Source organism: Nocardia albiluteola, from assembly GCF_018860155.1.
Classification (GTDB): Bacteria; Actinomycetota; Actinomycetes; order Mycobacteriales; family Mycobacteriaceae; genus Nocardia; species Nocardia albiluteola.
Map to the genome: position 1 here is coordinate 312,118 of NZ_JAHKNI010000002.1, position 26,736 is coordinate 338,853.

The 26,736-nt window shown below is 66.9% G+C and carries 27 protein-coding genes; 16 read left to right on the plus strand and 11 right to left on the minus strand.

Annotated elements, in window-relative coordinates:
• The first annotated feature begins 999 nt into the window (after positions 1 to 999).
• Positions 1,000 to 1,602, plus strand: coding sequence for a C40 family peptidase (locus tag KO481_RS44695; RefSeq protein WP_215916668.1), 603 nt, complete (start codon positions 1,000 to 1,002; stop codon positions 1,600 to 1,602).
• Here KO481_RS44695 and KO481_RS07435 read toward each other — a convergent pair.
• The 5 genes from KO481_RS07435 to KO481_RS07455 form a co-directional block, all read right to left on the minus strand.
• Positions 1,599 to 2,828, minus strand: coding sequence for an amidohydrolase (locus KO481_RS07435; protein ID WP_215916669.1), 1,230 nt, complete (start codon positions 2,826 to 2,828; stop codon positions 1,599 to 1,601). The two genes, KO481_RS44695 and KO481_RS07435, sit on opposite strands and share 4 nt — an antisense overlap.
• Positions 2,829 to 3,016: 188 nt before the next feature.
• Positions 3,017 to 4,507 (minus strand): aldehyde dehydrogenase family protein, encoded by a 1,491-nt coding sequence (locus KO481_RS07440; protein WP_215916245.1) that lies wholly within the window; start codon positions 4,505 to 4,507, stop codon positions 3,017 to 3,019.
• Positions 4,504 to 6,126: a GMC family oxidoreductase gene (locus tag KO481_RS07445; RefSeq protein ID WP_215916246.1), complete on the minus strand. Its 1,623-nt coding sequence runs from the start codon at positions 6,124 to 6,126 to the stop codon at positions 4,504 to 4,506. Before KO481_RS07445 ends, KO481_RS07440 begins: the two co-directional genes overlap by 4 nt.
• Before the next feature lie 143 nt (positions 6,127 to 6,269).
• Positions 6,270 to 6,782, minus strand: coding sequence for a MerR family transcriptional regulator (locus tag KO481_RS07450; RefSeq protein ID WP_215916247.1), 513 nt, complete (start codon positions 6,780 to 6,782; stop codon positions 6,270 to 6,272).
• Between the two features lie 103 nt (positions 6,783 to 6,885).
• Complete coding sequence (locus tag KO481_RS07455) at positions 6,886 to 7,254, minus strand: VOC family protein (RefSeq protein WP_215916248.1); 369 nt, start codon at positions 7,252 to 7,254, stop codon at positions 6,886 to 6,888.
• Positions 7,255 to 7,337: 83 nt separating this feature from the next.
• On the opposite strand from KO481_RS07455, the gene KO481_RS07460 reads away from it, so the two are divergent.
• Positions 7,338 to 7,538 carry a hypothetical protein gene (locus KO481_RS07460; RefSeq protein ID WP_215916249.1) on the plus strand — a complete coding sequence of 67 codons (201 nt, stop codon included), beginning with the start codon at positions 7,338 to 7,340 and terminating at the stop codon, positions 7,536 to 7,538.
• Between the two features lie 13 nt (positions 7,539 to 7,551).
• On the opposite strand, the gene KO481_RS07465 is transcribed toward KO481_RS07460, so the two are convergent.
• Complete coding sequence (locus KO481_RS07465) at positions 7,552 to 8,043, minus strand: SixA phosphatase family protein (RefSeq protein WP_215916250.1); 492 nt, start codon at positions 8,041 to 8,043, stop codon at positions 7,552 to 7,554.
• Positions 8,044 to 8,287: 244 nt separating this feature from the next.
• Between KO481_RS07465 and KO481_RS07470 the strand changes: the two genes are divergently transcribed.
• Entirely contained in the window at positions 8,288 to 9,955 is a 1,668-nt protein-coding gene (locus KO481_RS07470) for an FAD-dependent oxidoreductase (RefSeq protein ID WP_215916251.1), read from the plus strand.
• Between the two features lie 36 nt (positions 9,956 to 9,991).
• Here KO481_RS07470 and KO481_RS07475 read toward each other — a convergent pair whose 3' ends face one another.
• A complete protein-coding gene (locus KO481_RS07475) occupies positions 9,992 to 10,765 on the minus strand; it encodes an acyl-[acyl-carrier-protein] thioesterase (RefSeq protein ID WP_215916252.1) in 774 nt (257 codons plus the stop codon).
• 950 nt (positions 10,766 to 11,715) lie between these two features.
• On the opposite strand from KO481_RS07475, the gene KO481_RS07480 reads away from it, so the two are divergent.
• Entirely contained in the window at positions 11,716 to 12,141 is a 426-nt protein-coding gene (locus tag KO481_RS07480; RefSeq protein ID WP_215916253.1) for a hypothetical protein, read from the plus strand.
• Positions 12,142 to 12,564: 423 nt separating this feature from the next.
• On the opposite strand, the gene KO481_RS07485 is transcribed toward KO481_RS07480, so the two are convergent.
• Both KO481_RS07485 and KO481_RS07490 read right to left on the minus strand, forming a co-directional pair.
• Complete coding sequence (locus tag KO481_RS07485; protein ID WP_215916254.1) at positions 12,565 to 13,686, minus strand: lytic transglycosylase domain-containing protein; 1,122 nt, start codon at positions 13,684 to 13,686, stop codon at positions 12,565 to 12,567.
• Positions 13,683 to 13,970 (minus strand): hypothetical protein, encoded by a 288-nt coding sequence (locus KO481_RS07490; protein ID WP_215916255.1) that lies wholly within the window; start codon positions 13,968 to 13,970, stop codon positions 13,683 to 13,685. The genes KO481_RS07485 and KO481_RS07490 overlap by 4 nt, the downstream gene beginning before the upstream one ends.
• Positions 13,971 to 14,109: 139 nt before the next feature.
• On the opposite strand from KO481_RS07490, the gene KO481_RS07495 reads away from it, so the two are divergent.
• Complete coding sequence (locus KO481_RS07495) at positions 14,110 to 15,084, plus strand: NADPH:quinone oxidoreductase family protein (RefSeq protein WP_215916256.1); 975 nt, start codon at positions 14,110 to 14,112, stop codon at positions 15,082 to 15,084.
• A gap of 45 nt (positions 15,085 to 15,129) precedes the next feature.
• Complete coding sequence (locus tag KO481_RS07500; RefSeq protein WP_215916257.1) at positions 15,130 to 16,242, plus strand: winged helix DNA-binding domain-containing protein; 1,113 nt, start codon at positions 15,130 to 15,132, stop codon at positions 16,240 to 16,242.
• Positions 16,243 to 16,249: 7 nt separating this feature from the next.
• On the opposite strand, the gene KO481_RS07505 is transcribed toward KO481_RS07500, so the two are convergent.
• Positions 16,250 to 16,765 (minus strand): Lrp/AsnC family transcriptional regulator, encoded by a 516-nt coding sequence (locus KO481_RS07505; protein ID WP_215916258.1) that lies wholly within the window; start codon positions 16,763 to 16,765, stop codon positions 16,250 to 16,252.
• A 137-nt stretch (positions 16,766 to 16,902) separates the two neighbouring features.
• Between KO481_RS07505 and hppD the strand changes: the two genes are divergently transcribed.
• The 9 genes from hppD (at position 16,903) to KO481_RS44700 (ending at position 24,483) form a co-directional block, all read left to right on the plus strand.
• Positions 16,903 to 18,087 carry a 4-hydroxyphenylpyruvate dioxygenase gene (gene hppD, locus KO481_RS07510; protein WP_215916259.1) on the plus strand — a complete coding sequence of 395 codons (1,185 nt, stop codon included), beginning with the start codon at positions 16,903 to 16,905 and terminating at the stop codon, positions 18,085 to 18,087.
• Positions 18,088 to 18,127: 40 nt separating this feature from the next.
• Entirely contained in the window at positions 18,128 to 18,661 is a 534-nt protein-coding gene (locus KO481_RS07515; RefSeq protein ID WP_215916260.1) for a DUF3558 domain-containing protein, read from the plus strand.
• A 5-nt stretch (positions 18,662 to 18,666) separates the two neighbouring features.
• Positions 18,667 to 19,215: a DUF3558 domain-containing protein gene (locus KO481_RS07520; protein ID WP_215916261.1), complete on the plus strand. Its 549-nt coding sequence runs from the start codon at positions 18,667 to 18,669 to the stop codon at positions 19,213 to 19,215.
• Positions 19,216 to 19,521: 306 nt separating this feature from the next.
• Positions 19,522 to 19,896, plus strand: coding sequence for a 30S ribosomal protein S12 (rpsL, locus tag KO481_RS07525; protein ID WP_215916262.1), 375 nt, complete (start codon positions 19,522 to 19,524; stop codon positions 19,894 to 19,896).
• A gap of 1 nt (position 19,897) precedes the next feature.
• On the plus strand, positions 19,898 to 20,368 hold the full coding sequence (rpsG, locus tag KO481_RS07530) for a 30S ribosomal protein S7 (RefSeq protein WP_215916263.1): 471 nt from the start codon (positions 19,898 to 19,900) through the stop codon (positions 20,366 to 20,368).
• A 161-nt stretch (positions 20,369 to 20,529) separates the two neighbouring features.
• Positions 20,530 to 22,635 carry an elongation factor G gene (gene fusA / locus KO481_RS07535; RefSeq protein WP_215916264.1) on the plus strand — a complete coding sequence of 702 codons (2,106 nt, stop codon included), beginning with the start codon at positions 20,530 to 20,532 and terminating at the stop codon, positions 22,633 to 22,635.
• A 131-nt stretch (positions 22,636 to 22,766) separates the two neighbouring features.
• Positions 22,767 to 23,957: an elongation factor Tu gene (tuf, locus tag KO481_RS07540; RefSeq protein ID WP_215916265.1), complete on the plus strand. Its 1,191-nt coding sequence runs from the start codon at positions 22,767 to 22,769 to the stop codon at positions 23,955 to 23,957.
• A 32-nt stretch (positions 23,958 to 23,989) separates the two neighbouring features.
• The gene (locus tag KO481_RS07545; RefSeq protein ID WP_245400541.1) at positions 23,990 to 24,304 is read left to right on the plus strand and encodes a DUF433 domain-containing protein; all 315 of its coding nucleotides are present in this window, start codon (positions 23,990 to 23,992) and stop codon (positions 24,302 to 24,304) included.
• Positions 24,301 to 24,483 carry a DUF5615 family PIN-like protein gene (locus KO481_RS44700; protein ID WP_215916266.1) on the plus strand — a complete coding sequence of 61 codons (183 nt, stop codon included), beginning with the start codon at positions 24,301 to 24,303 and terminating at the stop codon, positions 24,481 to 24,483. The genes KO481_RS07545 and KO481_RS44700 overlap by 4 nt, the downstream gene beginning before the upstream one ends.
• 274 nt (positions 24,484 to 24,757) lie before the next feature.
• On the opposite strand, the gene KO481_RS07555 is transcribed toward KO481_RS44700, so the two are convergent.
• On the minus strand, positions 24,758 to 25,516 hold the full coding sequence (locus KO481_RS07555; RefSeq protein ID WP_215916267.1) for a hypothetical protein: 759 nt from the start codon (positions 25,514 to 25,516) through the stop codon (positions 24,758 to 24,760).
• A 541-nt stretch (positions 25,517 to 26,057) separates the two neighbouring features.
• On the opposite strand from KO481_RS07555, the gene KO481_RS07560 reads away from it, so the two are divergent.
• Positions 26,058 to 26,510 carry a hypothetical protein gene (locus KO481_RS07560; RefSeq protein WP_215916268.1) on the plus strand — a complete coding sequence of 151 codons (453 nt, stop codon included), beginning with the start codon at positions 26,058 to 26,060 and terminating at the stop codon, positions 26,508 to 26,510.
• Positions 26,511 to 26,736: the final 226 nt, after the last annotated feature.

Below are 26,736 nucleotides of genomic sequence, written 5' to 3' on the forward strand. Positions count from 1 at the left end.
GCGGGGTCGCAAGGCCCCGACCGACCCTCGGTGTGAGGATCGGAGGACCGCAACATGAGTGCAGGAACCGACGAAGTTAGATATATCCGCTGTCTGCGGCGAATACTCTGGTTCATGCTGGCCGCAGGGGCGGCCACTCTCGGCGCGATCGGCGCCATGCTCGTTACCACCGGCCAGGCCTTCGCGCAGCCGGTGACCGTTCCCGGAATCGGCGTGATCGAGGTACCGCACTCGAGCGATGTGCCGCGCGCCGGGCTCCCCGGCGCAGCGCCCGCAGTCGAATCATGCGGCCCGGCGCCCACCCGCAACGTGCTCGGCATCGAATCCTTCGGCCCCGCACCGTCGCCCGCCGCATCCGCGCCCCCGCGCGCCACGGTCCTGCCGATTCCTGCGGCTTCCGCACCCGCACCCACTTTCGTCGTGCCCGCAGTCGAGTCGGCCGTGCCCGTCCGCGAGGCGATTCGGTCCCTCCGGCCCTCGTTCGAGGCGACCCTGCCGGTGCGCGAAGCGATTCTGCCCGCGCCCGCCGCTGTTGGGCCCGCGGCCGAGTCGGCCCTGCCCGTCCGCGAGGCGATTCGATCCGCACGCCCCGCGGCCGCGCGCACTGCGGTCCTGTCGATTCCCGCGGCGTCTTCGCCCGGGTTCGCTTCGGTGGTCACCGCGCTCGATTCGGTTCTGCCGCTTCCCGCGCAGTCACGTGCGTCGGTGCTTCCGGCGCTCGAATCGGCCCTACCTATGCGCGAGGCGATTCTGCCCGCACCCGTTTCGGTTGTGCCGGCGGCCGATTCGGCGCGGCCCGCACACGAACCGACGCTGTCCACACGCGCTTCGCTTGTGCCCGCCGCTGATTCGATCCCGTCCGCACGTGAGGCGATTCGACCCGCGCAGGCAGCGATGGCGGCCTCGGTCGAATCGGTCTTACCGACCCGCGAGGCGATCCTGCCCGCACGCGCAACGGCTGTGCCCGCTGCCGAATCGGCCCTGTCTGATCGCGAGGCGATGGCATCCACGCCCGCCTCGGCGCGACCCATTCCCGCTTCGGTTGTGCCCGAGCTCAACTCGGGCCTGCCGGCCCCGGCCGAACTGCCGGCGGTCGTGGATTCGGCGCGCAATGCCATCGCCTCCCTCGCGGCCGCCGCGCTCCGGCAGCCGCTCACCCTCCCGCAGTTCGATGGGCGGGCCGCGGCGACGCTGGCGAGCATTTTGCACTCGGCTCCGCTCGCGCCGCCGGCCTCGGCCGTGCACGTCGCGCCCCGCAAGACCGTCGGCGAGCGGGCCGCCGAGGCCGCGAAGTCGAAGATCGGGGCCGCCTACGAGTATGGCTCGGCGGGGCCCAACGCCTTCGACTGCTCCGGCCTCGTGCAGTGGTCCTACAAGCAGGCCGATGTCGATCTGCCCCGCACGAGTTACGCGCAGCTCCGCTCCGGCACCCCGGTCTCGATGAACGATCTGCAGGAGGGTGACATGGTCTCCTTCTACGGCGGCGAGCATTCGGCCATCTACATCGGCGACGGCAAGGTCGTGCACGCCTCCACCTACGGCCGCGGCGTGGAGGTCTCGCCGCTCTCGGAGATGCCGGTCTGCGGCGCGCGGCGGTTCTAGTGAGCGAGCTTGCCGCGGGCCGCAACCACCAGCGCGTTGATCGCCGGGCCGAGCGCCCGGTCCGGATCGGGCGCGAACCTGGGGGAGTGGTTGGAGGCGGTCCCGGCGGGCAGCACCATCTCCTGGTGCATCCGCCCCAGATCGTCGGCGCTGTACCGATCCAGGTCGAAGCCGCCGATGTGCCAGAACACCGACGGACAGCCCGCCGCGGTGGCGAAGGCCCCGAAATCCTCGCTGCCGGTGACCGGATTGGGCAGCGGGATCGCCAGGAAGCCGCTCGCGGCGAAGGCGCCGAGCAGCCGGGTGGTGTCCTGCTCGGTATTGACGGTCAGCGGAAAGCTGTCGAACACCTCGACGATCGGATCCTTCGGCGCCCCAGCGGATTCGGCCTCGGCGGCGGCCATCCGGCGGATGCCCGCCAGGACGGTCTCGCGCGAGGTCTCGGTGAAGGTCCGCAGGCTCAGCAGCAGTTCGGCGTCCTCGGCGATGATGTTCGCGCGGGTGCCCACGTGCAGCGATCCGGGCGTGAGCACCGGCGAGGCCGGCAGCGAGGACTGCTGGGCGGCCAGGCCCTGCAGCCGTTGTACCAGCGAGGCGGCCATGATCAGCGGATTCACCGCGGCGTGCGGCATCGAGGCGTGCCCGCCCGCGCCGAACAGCCGCACCCGGATCGAATCGGACGCCGCCATCAGCGCCCCGCCCCGGCTGACGATCACCCCGGCGGGAAGTGGGGCAACATGCTGGCCCAGCACGATCCCCGGGCGCGGAAAACGATCCAGTATCCCGTCGGCGATCATGCCCTCCGCCCCGGAGCCGACCTCCTCGGCGGGCTGGAAGACCGCGACGACGGTGCCGGACAACGCCGGTTCCACGGCCAGCCGCGCGCACGCGCCCAGCAGCGCGGTGACGTGCACATCGTGCCCGCACGCGTGCATGACACCGGGATTGCGCGAGGCGTAGTCGAGCCCGGTCTCCTCCTGCACCGGCAGCGCATCCATATCCGCGCGCAACCAGACCACCGGCCCGGGCCCGCCGCCGAGCACGCCGACCACCCCGGTACCGCCCACGCCCTCGGTCACGTCCCAGCCCGGCATCGCCCGTAGCTCGTCCGCGACCAGCTTCGCGGTATCGAATTCGGCATGGGACAGCTCGGGGTGCGAATGCAGCTGCCGATAGATCTGCTGCCAGTGCTCCTCCGCGGCGGGCATGGCATCGATGCCCGCCATCGCCGCGCGTAGGGCGTCATGGATTTCGGTGGAGGTCACTTGTGGCGTCTCCTTCGCTGCTGACGGGCGTTCATGCCTGCGCACACTCACGGTGTATTCCTCCCGAGGATATGGGAGCGTGATTCGGGCTGCGGTGCGCCGAGGATGGGCGCACCACCCGGGATGCGGGTGGTGCGCCGAGTCCAGCTCTATTTCCTCCCGTGCAACAGCGTCAGCATCTTGGCGACCTTCTGATCGGTTTCGGCCGTGCGGGCGAAGGTGGTCAGCGCCATCAGCGGCGCGAAGCGCTGCCGGGCCACCGCGTGCGCGTAGGTGAACTCGCGCAACCCGTCCGGGCCGTGGATGCGGCCGAATCCGGAATCCCCGACGCCGCCGAAGGGGAGCGAGGCGATGGACGGGAAGTTGAAGACGGCGTTGACGCTGACCATGCCCGTGCGCAGCCGGTCGGCCAGCTCCCTGCCGCGGCTCTTGGAGAACACGGCCGCCGACAGTCCGTACCGGGTGGCGTTGGCCCGGGTGACGGCCTCGTCCATGTCCCGCACCTTGGCGACGGTCAGGGTGGGACCGAAGGTCTCCTCGGTGATCGCCGGCGCGTCCTCGGGCACGTCGACCAGCACGGTCGGCTGCACCACCTGTCCCTGGATCTCGGCGCCGCCGACCAGCGCCCGGCCGCCGCGTGCGAGCGCGTCCTCGATGTGGTGGCGGATGACCTCGACCTGCTTGGGCATGGTGATCGGGCCGATCTTCGCCTCCGTATCGACGCCGGCCCGTAGCTCCCCGGCGCGCGCGACCAGCTTGTCCAGGAAGGCGTCGTAGACCCGTTCGTGCACGTAGACCCGCTCGGTGCCGATGCAGGACTGTCCGGCGTTCGCCATCCCCGCCCACACCCCGGCCTCGGCCGCGGCGTCCAGATCGGCGTCGGCGTCGACGATCAGCACATCCTTGCCGCCGCACTCGGCGACCAGCGGCGTCAGCGATTCCGCACAGACCGCCATGACCTTCTTGGCGGTCGCGGTCGACCCGGTGAACGCGATCTTGTCCACGCCGGCCCGGCACAGCGCCGCGCCGGTCGACCCGTCGCCGGTGAGCAGTTGCAACACCGGCCGTTCCGGGACGATCTGGGCGAACATGTCGACCAGCCACCGGCCGACGCCGGGGGTGAACTCGCTGGGCTTGAACACCACGGCATTGCCCGCTGCCAGCGCGTAGACGATGGAGCCTAGCGGGGTGAACACCGGATAGTTCCACGGGCCGATCACCCCGATGACGCCCAGCGGCTTGTGTTCCACCGAGGCGGCATTGTTGATACTCAGCAGGCCGACACGAGAACTCTTGCGGCCCAGCACCTTTCGTGCATTCTTACCGGCCCAGACCAGATGCTCGATGGCAAGGGCGGCCTCCAGGCTCGCGTCGGAGTAGGGCTTGCCGGTCTCGTCGTGGATGAGCGCGGCCAGCTGCTCCAGCCGGCGCACGATCAGCCCGGCGAACTTCGAAAGCCGTTCCGCCCGTTGTGCATAGGTGAGCTCGCACCACCAGCCGAAGGCCTCGCGGGCGTGGTCGACCGCCGCGACGGCCTCCTCCTGGGTCTGGATCGGATAGGTCCCGACGACCTCGCCGGTACCCGGGCTGTGAACATCGAAAGTTGCTGTGGCAGTGGTGATTTCATGTGTAGCGGTCATCGGTTGCTCTCCTTCGCGGCAGCGGCGGACACGGGCTCGGAGTGACGCCCGCGGATGAGATCGGCGGCCTTCTCGGCGATCATCACCGTCGGCGCATTGGTATTTCCCCGCACGACGCGCGGCATGATCGAGGCGTCCACGACGCGCAGCCCATCAATCCCTCGCACGCACAACTCCGGATCCACCACCGACAGCTCGCCCGTGCCCATCGCGCAGGTGCCGGCGGGATGGAACAGGGTCTGGGTGAAGCGCTCGACGTGGGTGCGCAACGCATCTTCGGTATCCGATTCGGGGAGGTGCATGCGCTCGAGGTAGCGGGAAAGCGGTGCGTGCGAGGCGATCTCGACGAGCTGGCGACACGCCGCGACGAGTGCGTCCATATCGCGCGGATCGGACAGGTACGCCGGATCCAGGGCCGGTCGCCACTGCGGATCGGCCGACCGCAGCCGCAGCCGGCCGCGGCTGTGCACCTCGACGAGCGTCGCCCCGGCGGTGAACGTCGCGGCCGTGCGCTCGTTGAATCCGTTGTCGTAGAACTCCGTCGGGGCCACGTGGTACTGCATGTCGGGGGCCTCGAGACCGGCGCGGGTGTGCACGAATCCGCCGCCCTCGCCGATATTCGACGTCAGCGGCCCGCGCCCGCCCAGCTGCCACTGCAGCAGCCGCAGCGGGGTCTCGAAATCGCCCAGGTCCGAGATGCCCTGGGTGCGCCACAGCATCGGCGTCACCGGATGATCGTGCAGATTCTCGCCGACCCCCGGCAGGTCCAGCGCCACGTCGATGCCGAATTCGCGCAGCTGCGCGGCCGGGCCGATGCCCGAAAGCAGCAGCAGCTGTGGCGAATTGATCGCTCCGCCCGACAGCAGCACCTCGGCGCCGGCCCGCGCGGTGTGCGCCGCGCCCGCCCGCAGATAGTCGACGCCGATCGCGCGGCCGCCGTCGAGCACCACCCGGGTGACGAGCGCGTCCGTGTGCAGGGTGAGGTTGGGCCGGGACAGCGCCGGGCGCAGATACCCGTCCGCGGTGGACCAGCGGCGTCCGTTGCGGTGGGTCACCTGGAAGCGGCCCGCGCCCTCCTGGGAGGCGCCGTTGAAATCCTCGGCGCGGGGCAGCCCGGCGGCGACGGCGGCATCGACCCACGCATCGGTGAGGGGGTGGGTGTACCGCCGGTTCTCCACATGCAGCGGGCCGTCGGTGCCGTGATACTCGGAGACGATGCCGGTATTGGTCTCCGACTTGCGGAAGTACGGCAGTACCTCCTCGTATCCCCAGCCCTCGGCGCCGAAATCGCGCCGCCAGCCGTCGTAGTCGGCGCGATTGCCCCGCATGTAGATCATCGCGTTCATCGAGGAGCAGCCGCCCAGGGCCTTCATGCGCGGCCAATAGACGGGCCGGGAGTTCAACTGCTTCTGTGGGGTGGTCTCGTAGCGCCAATCCCAGCGGGTGCTCAGCAGCTTGCCCCAGGCCGCCGGAATGGTGATCTCGTCCGCGGCGTCGACCGGACCCGCCTCGAGCAGCAACACCGACACCGCCGGATCCTCGCTGAGGCGGTGGGCCAGAACGCATCCGGCGCTGCCCGCGCCGACGATGATGTAGTCGAAGGTTTCCCGGTCGGGCACGGCGGCCTCCAGACGATGTGGTTCAGGGTTATCGATCAGGCCCCAGTGTTCGCCACATCGCCTGCCCCCACAGCGTTTTCACGTTACTGCCGGTTCGATATATCGCCGCGCCGCCGGGACGACGCGGATATGCGGTTGCGGTATCAGACCGTCGCCATGGGCGCGGCGGACGGGATGGCAGCCGACGGTGCACAGTTCGCCACGCTCAGATCCATGCACCCCGCCGCGGCCTGCTGTTCTGTCGGCACATTGCTCTCGTACAGCGCAATCTTGCGGTCCAGCACCGCCACGGTCTGCTTCAGCTCTTCGATCTGGGCCAAAACCTCGGCCCGGGTGTGCCGGAACATCTCGAGGCGCTCGGGATAGGTGGCCTCCCCGGCGCGGACCAGTTCGGCGTACCGGATCATGTCCGCGACCGACATCCCGGTGAGGCGCAGCCTGCCGATCAGCGACAGCCAATTCAGGTCCCGATCGCTGAATCGGCGCTTACCGGTGTGATCGCGGCCCACCGAGGCGAGCAGGCCGATCCGCTCGTACCAGCGCAACGTGTCACGGGTGAGGCCGGACAGCTCGGAGGCCTCACCGATCGAGTAACGCGGCCGCTCGTAGTCGGGATGACCGCTCTCGGTGATCGTGTCCCACGTGGCCACGCCCATAATTCGTCCTTCCCTCGACCCCACCACCGTAGTCACCTGGAGTGCACTCCAAGCAACGTCCAGCGCCGCCGGACTTGTTCCGGACCGCCGGGGAAGCGGCGGCTCAGCCGCGCTGGGGGATCTCCTGGACCGCCCACTTGTTGCCGTCGGGGTCGGCGAAGTAGGTGAACAGGCCCCAGCCCTCGTCCTTGACCGGAGAGGCCTCGACGCCCGCGGCGATCAGCTGCTGATAGGCCTGCTCCGCACTGGAGACGACCATCTGCATGCCGACCACGCTGCCCGGTGCGGCATCGGTGATGCCCTTGCCGAGGCAGATCGAACAGCCCGACCCCGGCGGGGTGAGCTGGACGAAGCGGATGTCCTCGGTGGGGGTCTCGTCGAAGTCGGCATTGAAGCCGATGGAGGTGTAGAAGCTCTTGGCGCGATCGACGTCGGTGACGGGGATCGCGACGAGTTCGATTTTCCAGTCCATGGGCATCAGCATGGCACCGGGCACCGACAAGTTCGGGGTCTTCACCCATGCCCAATCGGGGGGTGCGCGCCTACCCTGAAGACATGTCCAAAGAGATCGATCGGATCAGGGCGCGTTCGGCGCTGGAGACACTCAGGGAGAGCCCGGTCATCGCCGCGATCGCGCTGCTGCCGGTGCTCGCGGTCCTGGGGGTCGTGTGGTGGCTGACCAACTGGTTCGTGGCCCTGGTGCTGCTGATCGTGCTCGGCGTGGTCGTCGTCGTGCGCGGCCGCCTGCTGCACTGAGGCCCAGCCGCGCCTAGCGCGGCACGTGAAACGTCACCAGCTCGCCGGTTCCCGTATCCACCCGCGCCCACGGCAGGTCGAACGTGAGCACAGCCAGCGCCGAGGTGGGGAACTTGCGGCTCAGCTCGGTGGCGGCCGTGCCCGTGCGGTCCGCGGCCAGTTCCCATGCCGTCTGCGGCATTCCCGGCGCGTGTCCGATCAGCAGTAGCGTGCCGACCTCGTCATCGGTGAGCTGGATCAGCTCGAGCAGTGCGTCCGGCGTCGCGTCGTAGATGGAGGACTCGAATTCCACCGGCGCGGTGATACCCGTCGCGGCGAGTGTCTGGCGGGTGCGGACCGAGGTCGAGCAGCGCACCGCATCGATCGGCGGTTGCGTCGCGCGTAACCACTCTCCGGCCAGCCCGGCCTCCCGCCGCCCGCGCGGGGCCAGCGGGCGCTCGTGGTCGATGACACGCTCGGGGTAATCCGACTTGCCGTGCCGCATCAGAATGAGGGTCCGCGCCATGGCACTACCGTAGGCCGCCGTCGCGAACACCCAAGGTAGGCATCGGCGTTTCTCGGCCGCTCGGGCGTGCCCGGGGTGTCGCCGACCCGCCCCGGGCACCTCCTGATGAGAGATCGCGCTCACTCTCGAGGCACACTGGGAGTGACGTCACGTCCATTGCTCATGGGCGAGGGGTGTGACGCATGCCCTGCTCCGACCCCGGGGCGGGGATCAGCCCGAGGATGTTTTCGAGGATCTGCGAGATATGGCCTATGTGATCACGCAGCGTTGTTGCAACGATGCCAGCTGCGTACCCGAGTGCCCGGTCGATTGCATTCGTCCGACTCCGGAACAACCCGAGTTCGCGACGACCGAGCAGCTCTACATCGACCCCGACACCTGCATCGACTGCGGCGCCTGCGTGGATGCCTGCCCGGTGGAGGCCATCTTCTCCGAGGATGATCTGATCGCCTCCCTGGGCCGGTTCAGTGACATCAACGCCGCGTACTTCCAGCGCCATCCGCTCGAGTCGAATTTCGATCCGCTGGTGACGCCCGCGCGCCCGCCGAAGGAACTGGGCACGCTGCGGGTCGCGATCGTCGGGGCCGGTCCCGCGGCCTGCTATGCGGCCGACGAGCTGCTGCGCCGCGCGGACGTCGAGGTGGAGATGTTCGACCGGCTGCCCACGCCGTGGGGGCTGGTGCGCGCGGGCGTCGCGCCCGACCATCCCGGTACCAAGGGGGTATCGAGCATGTTCGAGAGCGCATTCCGCCGCGACACCCTGCAGTACCACCTGAATGTCGAGGTGGGGAAGCATATTTCGCACGAGGAGCTGCTGGAGCACCACCACGCGGTGATCTACGCGGTCGGCGCCTCCACCGATCGCCACCTGAACGTGCCCGGTGAGGATCTGCCCGGCAGCCATTCCGCGACCGAGTTCGTGGCCTGGTACAACGGGCATCCCGACTACGCCGAGCGCACCTTCGACCTGTCGGGCGAGCGTGCGGTGATCGTCGGCAACGGCAACGTCGCACTGGACGTGGCGCGCGTGCTCACCCTGTCCCCGGACGAGCTGGCCAAGACCGATATCGCCGATCACGCCCTGGATGCGTTGCGGCAGAGCAACATCCGCGAGGTCGTCGTGCTGGGCCGCCGCGGCCCGCTGCAGGCCGCGTACACCTCCTCGGAGTTCCTGGCGCTCGGTCACCTGAAGGGCATCGACGTCGTCATCGACCCCGCCGAGCTGGAACTGGATCCGGAAAGCCGAGCGCTGCTGAATGATCCGGAGATCGAGCCCTCGCAGCGCCTGAAATACGAACTCGCGCAGGAGTATGCCGCCAAGGCGGCGAATCCGGCCAACAGGCGCATCGTCTTCCGCTACCTGACCTCGCCGACCGCGATCACCGGCGCCGACCACGTCGAGGGAATCGACTTCGTCCACAACGAATTGGTCAGCGAGAACGGGCAGCTGGTGGCCCGTGCCTCGGATCGCACCGAGTCACTGCCCGCCTCGCTGGTGCTGCGGTCGATCGGCTACCGCGGTCAGCCCGTCGGCGCGCTGCCCTTCGACGAGCGCAGCGGCACCATCCCGAACGAGCACGGCCGGGTCGTCGCGGACGGCTCGCACCTGGCGGGGATCTACGTCTCCGGCTGGATCAAGCGCGGCCCGCGCGGCGTCATCGGCTCCAACCGGGTCGATGCCACCGAGACCGTCGAGCAGCTCCTCGCCGATTTCACCGCGGGCAAACTCGAGGCGCCGCAGGGTGATCGGGCCGCGCTGAAGGTGCTGCTCGAGCAGCGGCAGCCGGAACGGGTGGACCGCGAGGGCTGGAAGGCCATCGACGCGGCCGAGAAGAGTGCGGGCAAGTCCGGCGGGCGGCCGCGGGTCAAGCTCACCTCTCGCGAGGATCTGCTCAAGGCCGCCCGGGGGTAAATCGCCCCCCGGCCGGCCGGGAATGGTCGTGCTCGCTCAGGCCGGGAGCGGGCCGATCCGCACCACCGTGGTCGTGGTGCCACCGACGACGAACCACAGGCGAAGGGCCGGATTGCCGGTGTGGTCGCCGGATTCGAAACGGCTGCGCACGTTGATGTGCTCGCGTGCCAGCACCGGCGCGACGTATTCGATGACCGCCCGATGTGGCCCGGCCACGAGCTTGGGGTGGTCGATCAGGGAGTGCTCCACGGCCTGCCAGTAGACGGCATTGTTGACGTGGTTGAACTGGTCGATGTCGGTGGCGCGCACCGGGAACGGCAGATCGACATCCGATTCCGGCGGTGTCGCGTCGGTCAGCCACGGCCGCCAGCGCAGCCGCGTCTCGGTGGTGGTGCGGGACAGGTGCGCCAGGCCCTCGTCACTGATCCGCGTGGGCATCATGGTCGATTCGTTCAGATTGATCCAGAAACCCTCGGTCTCGATGAGACCGCCGTTCTCGCTGGTGATCCGGACCCGCATATTGGTCCACCGCGTGGACATCGCCGAGCACCAGCGCCGAAGCTCCACCCGGTCCGGCCACAGAATCGGCCGCACCACATCGATGACCGTGCGCCGCACCACCCACACCGGGTCCGTCCGCTGGAAGAAGCCGCTCTGCAACTCCTCCCACGCCACGTCCTGCAGGTACCGCGCGACCGCGTCGAGCCGTAAACGGTTGTAAGGATCCACATCACCAGCCCGGATGGGCCACGCCGTGGCGAAGCCCATGCCCTCCTGGGGAAGCGGGGCGAGTGGCTGATCGAGTGACACTGGTGCTCCTCGCGCTGCACGGTGTGCCGCGTTCTTCATGCGGTGCTACTTGTGAATGACTTTACGGCTCGCACCCCACTTCGTTACGCCGAGATCTCCGTACTCGCCCGTAGGGGATGTCCGATTTGCCTCGATGTCGAGGGGAGGTGTGCGGATGCCCTGGGCTTGGCGGCTGCCGATCGGGCTGAGCGCGATCATGGAGGTTACTGCGGCGTAGCGACGGCACATCGCGGCCTCCGTGACGCGCGGGTGGCGTGATCGGGCCTCGGCGCATCGAGGCACAGCCGGCTGCCGGACCGGATTCTATGGTGACGGCTGATCGCGTCGCGAAGGCTCATCGCAGCCGCGTTGCTGAGCGTGGACGTGGCGCCTGAGGTGAGTGGTTCTCGTGACCGTGTGGTGGCCCGCCCAGCCCCGGGCGCTACGGATCGAGCGCTCGGCCGCGCCCGCCTGTCCGATCGCGGGGTCGCCGCCCAGCTATGGAAGCGGGACATGATCACTTCGATCCCCGTGACGAGTTGTCAAGGCGTACAGTGCATTTACTGGGGATACCGAGTAGCCGGTATCAACAGCACATTTCGTGATGCTCCACCGAGGGGGAGCATGGATTGCTGGGGGACGGATGGCATTCCGTTTGTGGCGTCGCGTGGTGTCCGATAAGCGAGCTCGGGTCGTGCTGTGCGCCGTGATCGCGGTGCTGGCGATGGCTTTGACCGTTCGGGTCGTGCAGGTGCTACTCACGCCGACGGCGGCGAGCAGGCACGGGATCGATGCGGCACGGCGCCTGCCGGTGCTGGCGCCGGTGAACAACCCGAAGCCGTTGCCACACGGTCCAGCCCACCCGGCGCCACGGGCCGATGCAGTTCTACGAAAATCAGCAACCCATACCAAACCCATATGGATAGCTGAGGTTCCTGCAGCTTCTAGATGAAACTTTGAAAGGGTGCGTGATGAAGATTGTTCCAGGTGAGCTGCCGATTGGATTCGGTCGAAAGTTTCATTTGAGTTACATTGGGAGCCATGCTCAATTATTGTTTCGCAGCGGCAGGGGCGGCTATCATCAAGGTTGCACTTTGAAGTACGATTCGGTTGTTGATGTTCTGTTCAAGAATGTCGGCGCTATTGCAGTTGCGGAAAATTACATGCCCTTGAAGGTGTCCCTTGCTGACGAGGCTGAGACCGAAGAGTTCATCCGATTTCTAAACTGCGAGATCGGCAACCGGAAGCTATATGTCTTGCGGGGTGGCGACGAAATCGGTTATGTGCTCGCTGGCGCGCTATATTGGGTCGACGATCATGAAGGGTCCACCGAAGAGCCCGGTGTTCTCATTGCAGCGCCGCAGCGTTCGGATGACCTGGTGGTGATGAGTGCATAATCCGGTGGGTAGATCCGATTCGGAGCACCAGCCGATTTCACTGCCATATGATGTTCACTAGTGCTATCCGCCACCCCATAGGTCGTCGATTGGTATGCGTATGAGCGTGTTGTGGACGCCGGGCATCTTCGAGCGGTTGGGCGGCGTGTCGTCCGTGCTGATCGCTGGTGCCGGTGGCGGGTTCGATGTTTATGCCGGGCTGCCGATCTATTTTGCGCTGCGAGATTCGGGCGTGACCGCGCATCCGATTTGCAGAGCAGTGGGAGTGAGGATCAGGGGGGCTGCGGGCGAGGCTTTGACAGCCAGGAAGCGCACTACGGTGGCGAGGTCGGTGGGATCGAAAGCGCGCTTAGGAACGATGTAGGCGCGGTGGGGTGAGAATCCTGGAATTCTCGGTTTGTGTGATCTCCACGGAACTCTCTGTCAGTAGCCGTGGTATCCGTTGCCGTTCAGGTAGGAGACCACGCCGGGGTGTTCGAGGGTGCCGTATCTGCCGATCGAATAGCGGGCCCCGGCGACGATGTTGTCGACCGGGTTCCAGATATCGGTGTGGCCGGGGGCGGCCCACTGGTTGAAGGTGCTGTCGATGGTTTGCATCAGGCCCTTGGAGGGGTGGCCTGCCGCGGCGTTACTGTCGTAGTTGTTGATGGCGTTGGGGTCGCCGCCGGATTCGCCCTGGATGATGATCTCCAAGGCCTGTTCGTTGATCTGATCGGGGGAGTAGCCCATGGAGATCAGGATCTGCTTGGCCTGTTCGATCCATTCCTTCTCGGTGCCGGACGGTTTGATCGTCGGGGCGTTACCGCTGGAGGGGGTCGAGTAGGAGATGTTGCTGTTGTGGGTGCCGCCGTGCGAGGTCGTGCTGTTGCCGTTGGAGGTGTACTGCGAGGTGTCGTTCGCGGTTGACGGGGCGGTGACGGAACTCGGGACCGTGGGAGCTGGAACCGTCACGCCCAGGCTGGGATCCCCGAGCCCGTTGTAGGCCGCGTCCACCTTCACCTTGGCGTCGTTGACGGCCTTGACTGCGTCGTTGGCGGCCGATTCGGCCTGCGCCAGCGCGCCGACGATCGCAAGGTGATGGTTCGCGGCGAGGAGGTCCTGAATCCATTTCTGTGTGGACTTCTCGTCGTCTCGCAGGTTCTTCTGATTGTCGAAGTAGGTCTTTCGGGCGGTCGCGGTGACCTCGCCGGTGTCGGCGACCTCGAACGGATCCGAGGGCACCGCCTCCTTGCCCGTGGGATGGATGGCCGCGTCGCGCGCGTCCAGCACCGCCTTCTTCGTGTTGTTCAGCTGGTCCACATGCAGATTCAGCGCCTTCTGCAGGTCCAGCAGCGCGGCGCTCACGGGAGATGCGCGCGTCTTCTCCGTGTCCATGCGGGTGCGGGCGGCCGCGGCCGCGTTGCCGTCCCACTGCAGGTTGGTGATTGTGTTGTAGGCATTGCCTATCGCCGTGTCGAGGCTCGTGCTGGTGGTGCCGACGGTTCCGCTCGCCGTACCGAGCTTGGACGGGTCCCACTTCTCGACATCGGAAACTGTGAGTGTCATGCGTGCATTCCGATCTTGCTCAGATCGTCGGCGAACTGCTGGTCCGTCATCGTGAGGGCCTTACCGGCCTGCTCCACCGAATTGGCGAGATTGGTCACGCGGTCCGAAATACGGTGCAGCGCATTGTCAACGGAGGTCTTGGTGGCGGTGCACGTCGTTTCCCAGTCGGTTCCCGGAAGCGCTCCGACGGCTTGGTCCAGACCGGGATTCAGCTTGCCGATCGCGCCCGCCTCGTCGGTCAACGCCTTGGCGAAGTTGCTCAACGCGGTGATATCGACGTTCATCGAAGGTTCCGGTGCCAAGACATCCCCCTTGTTCACAGTTCGGCGGGCCCAAGCGTAGCAAAAGGCGGTCCCGTGGACAGCCCGCCGCGAAGAGCGGTTAACTTGATTTCCACACCCCGCGGATGTGAGGAGTCGATTCATGCGTGCAGCCCAGGTGAGCAAGCTCGAGGGGCCCGAATCCATCGAAGTGGTCGAGATCGCGGAGCCGCAGGCCTATGCCGGTGGCGTGGTGATCGACGTGCACGCGGCGGGGGTGGCGTTTCCGGACGTGCTGATGACCCGGGGGCTGTATCAGATGAAGCCCGAGCTGCCGTTCGTGGTGGGCGGGGAGGTCGCCGGGGTGGTGCGGTCCGCGCCCGATGATGCGCACGTGCGGGCCGGCGATCGGGTGGTGGCGTTGACGCTGCTCGGCAATGCCATGGCCGAGGTCGCGGTGGCGCCGACGCAGATGGTGTTCGCGCTGCCGGACAACATTTCGCTCGAGGCCGGCGCCGGAATCCTGTTCAACGACTTGACTGTGCACTTCTGCCTGCGCAACCGCGGGCGGCTGGCCGAGGGCGAGTCGGTGCTGGTACACGGCGCGGCCGGCGGCGTGGGCACTTCGACGCTTCGACTGGCCGCGGCGCTGGGCGCGGGCCGGGTGATCGCGGTGGTCAGCACGCCGGAGAAGGCGGAGGTGGCCCGGGCAAACGGCGCGACCGACGTGGTGCTCACCGACGGATGGCTGGCCGCGGTCAAGGAACTGACCGGCGGGCGCGGGGTGGACATAGTGCTGGATCCCGTTGGCGGAGACCGCTTCACGGACAGCATTCGCAGCCTCGCCGCGGGCGGGCGGTTGCTGGTGGTCGGCTTCACCGCGGGGGAGATCCCGACGGTGAAGGTGAACCGGCTGCTGCTGAAGAACGTCGAGGTCGTCGGCGCGGCCTGGGGCGAATGGGTGATGACGCATCCCGGCTACCTACAGGAACAGTGGGCCGAGGTCGCGCCGCTGCTGGCCGCCGGGAAGATCGCCCCGCCCACGCCGGTGCTGTACCCGCTGGATCGGGCCGCGGAAGCCGTTGCGTCGCTGGACAACCGGACGGCCACCGGCAAGGTCGTCGTCACGCTGCGCTGACGCCTCGGTGTGCCGGTCGGACCCCCCGACTACCGTGAGCGAATTATGAAGCTGTCCGAACGAACCCTGAACCGGACGCTGCTGACCCGGCAGCATCTGCTGGAGCGCTCGAAACTGTCCGTTCCGGACATGTGCGCCCACCTGGTGGGCCTGCAGGCGCAGGACGTGCCGCCGCCGTTCATCGGATTGTGGAGTCGCATCCAGGATTTCGATCCGGCGACGGTGTCCGGGGCGCTGCTGGATCGGTCGCTGGTCCGGATCACCCTGATGCGGGCGACCATTCACATGGTCGTCCCCGCGGATGCGCTGCGCATCGCGCCGCACATCCAGCCGGAGCTGGAGAAGATTCCGTTCCGCGCGGGGTTCAATTCCGGCGCGATGCTCGGGCTCGATCCCGAGGAGGTGCGCCGCCGGGGCGAGAAGGCCCTCGGCGACGAGCCGTTGACGGCCGCGGAGCTGCGTTCGATCGCCGCGCGGGAGTTTCCCGACCGCAATCCGTCGGCGGTGCTGCAGACCTGGCTCTATCAGCTGCCCGTGCTGCAGACCCCGCCGCGCGGCCTCTGGAAGAACAACAGCCGCCCGGTGTGGTCCCGTATCGAGCCGTGGCTGGGTGCGCCGCTGGACGACGGTTATCCGCTGGCGGAGTTGGTCATTCGCTATCTGCGCGCATTCGGTCCCGCGACGACCGCCGACGTGCAGGCCTGGTCCAGGCTCACCGGCATCGCCGAGGCCGTCGCGCAGCTGGGTGACCGGGTCCGCACCTACACCGACGAGCGCGGTCGCACCCTCTACGACCCCGCCGACGCCGAACTCGCCGATCCGGACCTGCCCGCCCCCGTGCGGTTCCTCGGCTGGTACGACAACGCCATCCTGTCCCACAAGGACCGCAGCCGCATCGTCCCCGACGGCGCCGCACCCCCGCTGCAGCACATGGCGGCCCAGGTCTCGCCCATCCTGCTCGACGGCTACCTCTCGGGCATCTACAAGATCTTCCCCGACCGCGGGCGCGCCCGCCTCCGAATCGTCCCGGGCCGCACCTGGTCCGCGGCCGAACGCGCGGCCGTCGAGGCGGAAGGTGCCGCGCTGCTTGCCTTTGTGGAACCGGACCTCGACCCGAACATCGAAATACTCACTCAGGGAGCGGATCTGCGCATCTGACGTCGGCCTACGAATGCCGGTACGCCGGAGCCTTGCTCGTCCCGGCGGGCGTCAGCGTCCGCAACAACGGCAGCGTCCGCGGCGCGACGACCGTCGACAGCACGATCACGCTGTGCGAGCGCACCACTGCCGCGCTGCGGTCGATGCTCAGCAGCACCGTCTGCAGCCCAGCATGCGAGTCGGCGCCGATGCGGCACAGCACATCCTGCGAACCGGTGGTGGCATATGCCTCGAGCACACCGGGGATCGCGTCCAGGTCGGCGGCCACCGCGTCCAGCGCGCCCTGTGCGATCTCCAGGGTGACGAACGCCTGCACGTCGAACCCGGCGGCGGTGACGTCGATGTGCGGATCGTAGGAGGCGATCACCCCCGCCTCCTCCATCCGTGCGATGCGGGACTGGACGGTGGCCCGGGCGACGCGGGTGCGCCGCGACAGCTCGAGGATGCCGGCCTTCTGGTATTCATGCATGGCGGTCAGGATCGCCAGATCCAGCTCGTCCAGCCTGGTCTCGGTGCGGCTCATCGATAGTCTCCCCTTCGATCCGGTGTTCTAGGCAGATTGTCCAGCATTTCTGTGGTTTTGGTGGCGTATTTCACCATCGTGTTCAGAGAATTACGGCGATATTGCTCAGTCTCACCGGTCGGCGATTACCTGGGGACATGACTACCGAATACGCGACCCGTGAGACCGAGCCGTCGGACACCCAACTGGTCGGCCTGATCGACCACGACTCCGAGCGCGACCCGTTCCCCGTGATCGGCTGGGACGCGCTGGTCTGGGTGGTGGGCAACGCCACCCAATTCGCCCACTATCTGCAGTCGGCATTCGGGATGCGGCTCGAGGCCTACTGCGGCCCCGAAACCGGCGTCCGCGACCGCAAGGGCTTCGTCCTGCGCAGCGGCAGTGCGCGTTTCGTGGTCACCGGCGCGGTGGATCCGGACAGCCCGCTGGTGGCGCACCACAATCACCACGGCGACGGCATCGCCGACATCGCGCTAGAGGTGCCGGACGTGGACCGTTGTGTCGAATGGGCCCGCACCCACGGCGCGACGATCCTGGTCGAACCGCACGACGACACCGACGAATTCGGCACCGTCCGCTCGGCCAGCCTGGCCACCTACGGCGACACCCGCCACACCCTCGTGGACCGCTCCCGCTACGAGGGCCCCTATCTGCCCGGCTACGTGGCCCGCACCTCCAGCTTCGTACCGCGCGAGGATGCGCCACGCAGGCTCTTCCAGGCCGTCGATCACGTCGTCGGCAATGTCGAGATGGGCGAGATGGACACGTGGGTCGATTTCTACCGCCGCGTCATGGGTTTTCAGAACATGGCCGAATTCGTCGGCGACGACATCGCGACCAACTATTCGGCGCTGATGAGCAAGGTCGTCGCGAACGGCAACCACCGGGTGAAGTTCCCGCTGAACGAACCGGCGGTGGGCCGCAAGCGTTCTCAGATCGACGAGTACCTGGAGTTCTACCGCGGCCCGGGCGTGCAGCACATCGCGCTGGCCACCGGCGACATCCTCACGACCGTCGACATGCTGCGCCGCGAGGGCGTGGAATTCCTCGACACCCCCGACGCCTACTACCAGGACGCCGAGCTGCGCGAGCGGATCGGTCACGTCCGCGTCCCGGTGGCCGAGTTGCAGTCCCGCGGCATCCTGGTCGACCGTGACGAGGACGGATATCTGCTGCAGATCTTCTGCCGTCCGCTTACCGACCGTCCCACGGTCTTCTTCGAACTCATCGAGCGCCACGGCTCGCTCGGCTTCGGCAAGGGCAACTTCAAGGCGCTGTTCGAGGCGATCGAGCGCGAGCAGGAGGCACGCGGGAACCTGTGAGGGCGGGTGCATTCGCGGGGTCGTCGGTAGACTCCGCGCCATGCGGAGGATCACGTCGGCGGTAGTCACGGGCGCGGCCATCGCGGCGCTGTTGACGGCGTGCGGGTCGGGGAGCAATTCGACCGACGACAGCTCGTCGGTGCGGCCGCCGATGAAGGTGGCCGCACCGGGACCCTTCGTCGGCGAGTGCGGCGGCGTCACCGATCAAGAGGTCAGTGACATCGGCGGCCTGGGCCAGATTTCGGAGCAGTACAAGAACGCCGTCGGCTGTAGTTGGCAGGCAACGGGATTGGGCGCGGCGAGTGTGACCTTCGCCTCCTACCGTGGCAGCCCGCTCGGGCGCGAGAAGGCATGGGTGACCGCGCAGGGGCGCAACCCGGAGACCATCGACGTGGGCGGGCACTCGGGCTTCCAGGACGCCACCCCCGACGGCAGCATCTGCGATTTCGCGGTGCAGCTCGGCGACGACTTCTTCGAATGGTCCACCTCCTCCGGTGTGTTCGGCGGCCACGACGCCACCCCGTGCGACAAGAACCGCAAGCTGGCCGAGCTCACAGTGCAGCGCATGAAATGAGGGGTATGAGAGGCGCCAGGAAGGCTCGCGCGGCGATCGTCGCCACGGTGGTGCTGGCGGTGGGGCTGACCGCGGCCGGCTGCGGCAAGACGATCACCGGCCACGCCCAGCCCGCCGGCAGTGGCGGCGGGCTGAATACGAACTTCGACAAGCTGCTCCGCGAATGCAACGTGGTGCAGAACAGCGAGATCGTGAAGGCGACCGGTGCGCAGGACGCGAACTCCTCGTTCAACGGCGCGGTCTGCATGTGGCTGCTGGACGGCACGCCCAGCGGCGACGGCATGGTCACGCTGAACTGGTACGAGATGGGCTCGCTGAGCAACGAGAAGGCGACGAACGCCAAACTCGGCTATCCGACCAACGACATCACTGTGCAGGGCCGCCGTTCGCTGGAGATTCACCGGCCCAACGATCCGGACTCGTGCGGCGTGGAGGCCCCGGCCGCCGATACCGGGATCATCGGCTGGTGGGTCAACTATCACCCGGGCAGTCACCCGGATCCGTGCGCCGCGGCCAGCAAGCTGGTGTCGCTGACCCTGAATCTGTCCCGCTGAGTCCGCGGCGGGGGTGGGTGAGTGGCCGTGCGAACGGGTACGTAAGTGACCCTGTTTTTGCCCCGACTCGCGTCGGCGGGTATCGTGGATCGCTGTGCCCGGAGCGTGCGGGCAAGCTTGTGTGCAGGACGTAAGCCAGCGAAAGCGGCCGAACGTTCAGACATGCCCGGAAAACGGGTCCTGACCTGCGCGCGACACGCCCGACCTCGGGATGCGCAACGACGCGTTCCGGACGGGCGGGTGAAAGCTCGATGACACACACATGAAGTTCCAGACACCTGGTTACTAACTGAGGAAAGCCGGTCTATGCCAACCATCAACCAGCTGGTCCGCAAGGGTCGCAACGACAAGGTCTCCAAGACCAAAACTGCGGCACTGAAGGGGAGCCCGCAGCGTCGTGGCGTGTGCACCCGTGTGTACACCACGACCCCGAAGAAGCCGAACTCCGCGCTGCGTAAGGTCGCGCGTGTTCGCCTGACCAGCGCGGTCGAGGTCACGGCCTACATCCCGGGCGAGGGCCACAACCTGCAGGAGCACTCGATGGTGCTCGTGCGCGGCGGTCGTGTGAAGGACCTCCCCGGTGTGCGCTACAAGATCATCCGCGGTTCGCTCGACACCCAGGGCGTGAAGAACCGCAAGCAGGCCCGCAGCCGCTACGGCGCCAAGAAGGAGAAGAGCTGATATGCCACGCAAGGGCCCCGCTCCCAAGCGCCCGCTGATCAACGACCCGGTTTACGGGTCGCCGCTGGTCAGCCAGCTGGTCAACAAAATCCTGATGGACGGTAAGAAGTCCGTCGCCGAGCGCATCGTGTACGGCGCGATGGAGCAGGCACGCGAGAAGACCGGCACCGATCCGGTCGTCACCCTCAAGCGCGCGCTCGACAACGTCAAGCCCGCCCTCGAGGTCAAGCCCCGTCGTGTCGGTGGCGCCACCTACCAGGTTCCGGTCGAGGTCCGTCCGGGCCGCGCCAACACCCTGGCGATGCGCTGGCTGGTCAGCTACTCCCGCGCCCGTCGTGAGAAGACCATGGTCGAGCGCCTGGCCAACGAGCTGCTGGATGCCAGCAACGGCCTGGGTGCTTCGGTGAAGCGCCGCGAGGACACCCACAAGATGGCCGAGTCCAACCGGGCCTTCGCGCACTACCGCTGGTGACCTGCCGCCCGGATCGCCGCTGAAGGAACGGCGCCGCCGGGAGGTCGAGTCACAGCCGGGCGCGGCACTTACCAGCCGCGTCCGGCGTTTGAAAATAGTGATGACCCCCGACAGGGTCGCTCCAGAAAAATCCCAACTAGCTACGAGCGGGGAAGATTTCCGTGGCACAGGACGTGCTCACCGACCTCAACAAGGTCCGCAACATCGGCATCATGGCCCACATCGATGCCGGTAAGACCACGACAACCGAACGCATTCTCTTCTACACCGGTATCACCTACAAGATCGGTGAGGTCCACGACGGCGCGGCCACGATGGACTGGATGGCTCAGGAGCAGGAGCGCGGCATCACGATCACGTCGGCCGCGACGACCTGCTTCTGGAAAGACAACCAGATCAACATCATCGACACGCCCGGACACGTCGACTTCACGGTCGAGGTGGAGCGGTCGCTGCGCGTGCTCGACGGTGCGGTCGCCGTCTTCGACGGCAAAGAGGGCGTTGAGCCGCAGTCCGAGCAGGTCTGGCGGCAGGCCGACAAGTATGACGTCCCGCGCATCTGCTTCGTCAACAAGATGGACAAGCTGGGCGCGGACTTCTACTTCACCGTGCAGACGATCAAGGATCGCCTCGGCGCCAAGCCGCTGGTCATCCAGCTGCCGATCGGCGCGGAGAACGACTTCGAGGGCATCGTCGACCTGGTGGAGATGAATGCCAAGGTCTGGAAGGGCGAGACCAAGCTCGGCGAGTCGTACGAGGTCGTCGAGATCCCGGCCGATCTGAAGGAGCGCGCCGAGGAGTACCGGCAGGCTCTGATGGAGACCGTCGCCGAATCCGACGAGGCGCTGCTCGAGAAGTTCTTCGGCGGCGAGGAGCTCTCGATCGAGGAGATCAAGGGCGCCATCCGCAAGATGACGGTCAACTCCGAGCTCTACCCGGTGCTGTGCGGTTCGGCGTTCAAGAACAAGGGCGTGCAGCCCATGCTCGACGCCGTGATCGACTACCTGCCGAACCCGCTGGACGATGGTGGCACCGACGGCCACGTCCCGGGCAAGGAGGACGAGATCCTGCACCGCGACGCGAGCGTCGATGCGCCGTTCGCGGCGCTGGCGTTCAAGGTTGCCACGCACCCGTTCTTCGGCAAGCTGACCTACGTGCGCGTGTACTCGGGCAAGGTCGACTCCGGCGCCCAGGTCATCAACTCGACCAAGGGCAAGAAGGAGCGCCTGGGCAAGCTGTTCCAGATGCACTCCAACAAGGAGAACCCGGTCAACGAGGCCCAGGCCGGCCACATCTATGCGGTCATCGGCCTGAAGGACACCACCACCGGCGACACCCTGTGCGATCCGCAGAACCAGATCGTGCTCGAGTCCATGACCTTCCCGGCCCCGGTCATCGAGGTGGCCATCGAGCCGAAGACCAAGGCCGACCAGGAGAAGCTGGGCTCTGCCATCCAGAAGTTCGCGGAGGAGGACCCCACCTTCAACGTGAAGCTGGATCAGGAGACCGGCCAGACCGTCATCGGCGGCATGGGCGAGCTCCAGCTCGACATCTACGTGGACCGCATGAAGCGCGAGTTCAAGGTCGAGGCCAATATCGGTAAGCCGCAGGTGGCCTACCGTGAGACCATCACCAAGAAGGTCGAGAAGCACGAGTACACCCACAAGAAGCAGACGGGTGGTTCCGGCCAGTTCGCGCGCGTGATCATCGCCCTGGAGCCGCTGGTCGACGCCGAGGACGGCGCGACCTACGAGTTCCAGAACAAGGTCACCGGCGGCCGCGTTCCCCGTGAGTACATCCCGTCCGTAGACGCCGGTATCCAGGACGCCATGCAGTACGGTGTCCTCGCCGGTTACCCGCTGGTCAACGTGAAGGCCTCGCTGCTCGACGGCGCCTACCACGAGGTCGACTCCTCGGAAATGGCGTTCAAGATCGCCGGCTCGGCGGCCTTCAAGGAAGCGGCCCGCAAGGCCGGTCCGGTGATCCTCGAGCCGATCATGGCCGTCGAGGTCACCACGCCCGAGGAGTACATGGGCGATGTGATCGGTGACCTGAACTCCCGCCGTGGCCAGATTCAGGCCATGGAGGAACGCAGTGGTGCCCGTGTCGTCAAGGCGCAGGTCCCGCTCTCCGAGATGTTCGGTTACATCGGTGACCTGCGGTCGAAGACCCAGGGCCGGGCGAACTTCTCGATGGTGTTCAACTCGTACGCGGAGGTCCCGGCCAACGTGTCGAAGGAGATCATCGCCAAGGCGACCGGCGAATAGTCCGATCGGGGGCAGGTGGCACACTTGCCCCCATCAGCCGGGAGTCAGTAAGACCCCAGTCTCCGCATACGCGGAGATTATCCACGCACTGCTGCACATGCACGCACCAACAAGTCCAGGAGGGCCCTAAAGTGGCGAAGGCGAAGTTCCAGCGGACGAAGCCGCACGTCAACATCGGCACCATCGGTCACGTCGACCACGGCAAGACCACGCTGACGGCGGCTATCACCAAGGTTCTGCACGACAAGTACCCGGACCTCAACGAGAGCTTTGCGTTCGATCAGATCGACAAGGCGCCCGAGGAGAAGGCCCGCGGTATCACGATCAACATCTCGCACGTCGAGTACCAGACCGAGAAGCGGCACTACGCGCACGTCGACGCCCCCGGGCACGCCGACTACATCAAGAACATGATCACCGGTGCGGCGCAGATGGACGGCGCCATCCTCGTGGTCGCGGCCACCGACGGCCCGATGCCGCAGACCCGCGAGCACGTGCTGCTCGCCCGTCAGGTCGGCGTGCCGTACATCCTGGTTGCGCTGAACAAGGCGGACATGGTCGATGACGAGGAGATCCTCGAGCTCGTCGAGATGGAGGTCCGCGAGCTGCTGGCCTCGCAGGAGTTCGACGAGGATGCGCCGGTCGTGCGTGTCTCCGGCCTGAAGGCCCTCGAGGGCGACGCCGAGTGGGCCGAGAAGATCGTCGAGCTGATGAACGCGGTCGACGAGTCGATCCCGGACCCGGTCCGTGAGACCGACAAGCCGTTCCTGATGCCGATCGAGGACGTCTTCACGATCACCGGTCGTGGCACCGTCGTCACCGGTCGTATCGAGCGCGGTGTGATCAACGTGAACGAGGAAGTCGAGATCGTCGGCATCCGCCCGACCACCACCAAGACCACGGTCACCGGTGTCGAGATGTTCCGCAAGCTGCTCGACCAGGGCCAGGCCGGCGACAACGTCGGTCTGCTGGTTCGTGGCATCAAGCGCGAGGATGTCGAGCGCGGCCAGGTCGTCGTCAAGCCGGGCACCACCACCCCGCACACCGAGTTCGAGGGCCAGGCGTACATCCTGTCGAAGGACGAGGGCGGCCGCCACACCCCGTTCTTCAACAACTACCGCCCGCAGTTCTACTTCCGCACCACCGACGTGACCGGTGTCGTTACCCTCCCCGAGGGCACCGAGATGGTCATGCCGGGCGACAACACCGAGATGAGCGTCAAGCTGATCCAGCCGGTCGCCATGGAAGAGGGCCTGCGCTTCGCGATCCGTGAGGGTGGCCGTACCGTCGGCGCCGGTCGCGTCACCAAGGTCGTCAAGTAAGACCTGCTTGTAGCCGAAAAGGGCCGTTCCCGTTGGGGGACGGCCCTTTTCGCTTCCATCGCTTAGCCAAGCTGGCGGCGGCGGTATTCTTTGCGGTCCGCCTGACCATCGGCCGGTATGTTTGCCCGGTGACCAGGATTACGTTCGATCCGAACCAGCTCGGGGGCAGGCCCTGTATTCGTGGTATGCGGATCCGGGTGAAGGATGTGCTCGAGCTTCTGGCCGCCGGTGAGACCGAAGATTCGATCCTCGAGGACTATCCCTACCTCGAGCGCGATGACATCCGTGCTTGTCTAGCCTTCGCGGCGGCCGAATCGGATCATCCAATCCTGCGAACAGCTTCGTGAAGTTTCTTATCGACGCGCAGTTGCCTCCGGCATTGGCGCGGGCGATAACGAGCGAGGGACACGAGGCCGTTCACGTTCGCGACGTCGATCTGACTTCCGCTTCGGATCACGCCGTGTGGGATGAGGCGTTGCTTCGAGGCGGTTCTTCCAGTCTTGCCGACCGTTGTGGCGATGGTTGAATCAGGTGAAAAGCTTATTGAGGTGCGCTGAACACCCCCTTAGCGCCGTTGCTCGGCAATGGGCTAGGTGACCTGGCCCCGAATCCGTATGGATTCGGGGCCGGTTGTTGGGCTCGCGTGCCGGTTGAATGCGACCTTCGGCGATCAGGCTCTGCATTGTGTGTTCCCGAGTTGGTCGACGGGCCGTTGAAAGCCATACGGCTCGGCTTCGTCTGAACGAGGCGCAACACGGTTTTGATCGTTGACTATCCACGACCGGCTCGTGCGCTGCGACCTATGCCGAGTCGGAGGCGGCCAATAGCGCCTCGGCGAATTGGCGCATTTGGGTGGTGCCGCCGAACCAGGCGGAGACCAGGTCGACGGTGGCCGTGCGGGTGCGGCGGGCCGCGCGGATGAAGTCCTCGAGGGTGGCCTCGCCGGCTTCGGCCTTGTCGGCGACGGATTCCAGGGTGTGACTGGCCAGCAGGAGCTGCATGACCAGGTGGACGTCGACGGTGGCGGGGGTGTCGTCGGTGGTGGCGGCGCGGCGGCGGGAGCGGCGAGGGGTGGTCGCGAGGGACGCGCCGAGGCGGGAATTCGGGCTGGGGGAGGACATGGGCGCGTCTTCGGTGGGTGAAGGGTCGGCCGGATCGGAGTGACGGGCGGCGCCGGCGGGACGCGAGTCCGCGGAATCGGACGCTGATTGCCCTGTGCGGCGGGCGAATTCGCGTGCACTTCGGCTGGGGAGGCTGGTGCGCGATGCCGGTGCGGCCGGGGTGCCGCCCGGCTCGAGTGCCGTGGGCTCGGATTCGGCCTCGGTCTCGGTTGCGTGGTTATTGGACATCGCCGCGCGACCATCGGATACAGCCGCGTGGTTATCGGACGCGACCGCGTGGCGATCGAATGCGGCCAGGTTGGGATTGGTCGCAGTCGCGTTGCGATCGGATGCGGCGAGGTTGCGATCGGCCGCGGCCGCGTGGACATCGGTTGCAGCCGCGTCGCGATCGGTCGCAGCTGCGTGGGTATCGAATGCCGCCGCGTGGGGAGCGGACATCGCCGCGTGGCGATCGTATGCGTCCAGGTTGGGATCGAGCGCAGCCGGTTGGCGATCGGTCGCAGCTGTGTGGGGATCAGATGCAGCTGTGTAGAGATCGGGTGCGGTCGTGCGGGGATCGGGTGTAGCGACTTGGTTATTGGACGCAGCTCCGAGAATGTCGGATGCAGTTGCGCGGCTATGTGGTTCGGCCGTGTGGTGATCGGATGCGATCGAGTGGTTGTCGTCGGACACGGCCGCACGACCATCGGAAACCGCCGGTTGGATCCAGGGTGGATTCGGGGCGGCGGTGGGCGGCGCCGGGTTGATGACGAGGCGCGCCGAATTGATTGTGCCGAGGACCGGTTCGGATGGGGTCGGACCCGTGAGTTGTCCAGTGCGGGAAGTATTTTCGGATGCGGCGGGCGGGACGAGCCCGAGCGCCGGTGGGGTGAAAGCCGAATCGGTGGCGGGCGGTCGAGGCTGCGCCGATGCCGCGGCGCGGTCGGCGATGTGATCGGAAAGGGATCCCGGTTTCGCGCCGCCGCCGAACGCCGCCCCGGTGGCTTCCGGCCCGGACGAATCGACCGGAAGCGCGCTGTGCGCGCCAGAGCTGAATGCCGCGCCGTTGGTGAAGGGAGCGGAATCACCTGAGCTGAACGCCGTGCCGTTGGTGGAGCGAGCCGGATCGGCGGGGCTGAATGTCCCGCTGTTGATGGAGGGGGCGGAATCGCCGGAGCGGAGTGCTGCGCCGTTGGTGGAGAGAGCGGAATCGTCGGAGGCGAATGATGCGCCGTTGATGGAGGGGGCCGGATCGACCGAGCTGAATGTTGTGCCGTTGGCGAAAGGAGCTGAATCGGCGGAGCTGAATGTTGTGCTGTCGGTGAAGGGAGTGGGATCGCCGGGGCTGAATGTTGTGCCGTTGGCGAAAGGAGCCGAATCGTCGGAGGCGAATGGCGCGCTGTGGGTGGAAGGAGCGGACTCACCAGAGGTGAATGCCGAACCGTTGCTCTGAATTCCCGGTTCGGGGGATTCGGCGAACAGGGATTGCTCCGCGGTGGTGTGCATGAAATCCGGTGTGTGCTGCGGTAGTCCCGGTTTGCGCCGGGGTAGTTCGGGCGGGCTCGGCGCCGGTACGGGATCGCCGCGGAAACCGGAGTCGGCCGGCCCGGGCGATGCGGGGGACGGACTCGAGCCGAATTCAGCTGCCGGAGTGCCGGTCCCGGGGACGGGAGTGGTTC

Bases quoted from the DNA above. Each gene is read 5' to 3' on its own strand.
- KO481_RS44695 (WP_215916668.1), top strand. From the start codon at position 1,000: ATGGCATCCACGCCCGCCTCGGCGCGACCCATTCCCGCTTCGGTTGTG.
- KO481_RS07435 (WP_215916669.1), bottom strand. From the start codon at position 2,828: ATGGCGGGCATCGATGCCATGCCCGCCGCGGAGGAGCACTGGCAGCAG.
- KO481_RS07440 (WP_215916245.1), bottom strand. From the start codon at position 4,507: ATGACCGCTACACATGAAATCACCACTGCCACAGCAACTTTCGATGTT.
- KO481_RS07450 (WP_215916247.1), bottom strand. From the start codon at position 6,782: ATGGGCGTGGCCACGTGGGACACGATCACCGAGAGCGGTCATCCCGAC.
- KO481_RS07455 (WP_215916248.1), bottom strand. From the start codon at position 7,254: ATGGACTGGAAAATCGAACTCGTCGCGATCCCCGTCACCGACGTCGAT.
- KO481_RS07460 (WP_215916249.1), top strand. From the start codon at position 7,338: ATGTCCAAAGAGATCGATCGGATCAGGGCGCGTTCGGCGCTGGAGACA.
- KO481_RS07465 (WP_215916250.1), bottom strand. From the start codon at position 8,043: ATGGCGCGGACCCTCATTCTGATGCGGCACGGCAAGTCGGATTACCCC.
- KO481_RS07470 (WP_215916251.1), top strand. From the start codon at position 8,288: ATGGCCTATGTGATCACGCAGCGTTGTTGCAACGATGCCAGCTGCGTA.
- KO481_RS07480 (WP_215916253.1), top strand. From the start codon at position 11,716: ATGAAGATTGTTCCAGGTGAGCTGCCGATTGGATTCGGTCGAAAGTTT.
- KO481_RS07485 (WP_215916254.1), bottom strand. From the start codon at position 13,686: ATGACACTCACAGTTTCCGATGTCGAGAAGTGGGACCCGTCCAAGCTC.
- KO481_RS07490 (WP_215916255.1), bottom strand. From the start codon at position 13,970: ATGAACGTCGATATCACCGCGTTGAGCAACTTCGCCAAGGCGTTGACC.
- KO481_RS07495 (WP_215916256.1), top strand. From the start codon at position 14,110: ATGCGTGCAGCCCAGGTGAGCAAGCTCGAGGGGCCCGAATCCATCGAA.
- KO481_RS07500 (WP_215916257.1), top strand. From the start codon at position 15,130: ATGAAGCTGTCCGAACGAACCCTGAACCGGACGCTGCTGACCCGGCAG.
- KO481_RS07505 (WP_215916258.1), bottom strand. From the start codon at position 16,765: ATGAGCCGCACCGAGACCAGGCTGGACGAGCTGGATCTGGCGATCCTG.
- hppD (WP_215916259.1), top strand. From the start codon at position 16,903: ATGACTACCGAATACGCGACCCGTGAGACCGAGCCGTCGGACACCCAA.
- KO481_RS07515 (WP_215916260.1), top strand. From the start codon at position 18,128: ATGCGGAGGATCACGTCGGCGGTAGTCACGGGCGCGGCCATCGCGGCG.
- KO481_RS07520 (WP_215916261.1), top strand. From the start codon at position 18,667: ATGAGAGGCGCCAGGAAGGCTCGCGCGGCGATCGTCGCCACGGTGGTG.
- rpsL (WP_215916262.1), top strand. From the start codon at position 19,522: ATGCCAACCATCAACCAGCTGGTCCGCAAGGGTCGCAACGACAAGGTC.
- rpsG (WP_215916263.1), top strand. From the start codon at position 19,898: ATGCCACGCAAGGGCCCCGCTCCCAAGCGCCCGCTGATCAACGACCCG.
- KO481_RS07555 (WP_215916267.1), bottom strand. From the start codon at position 25,516: ATGTCCGCTCCCCACGCGGCGGCATTCGATACCCACGCAGCTGCGACC.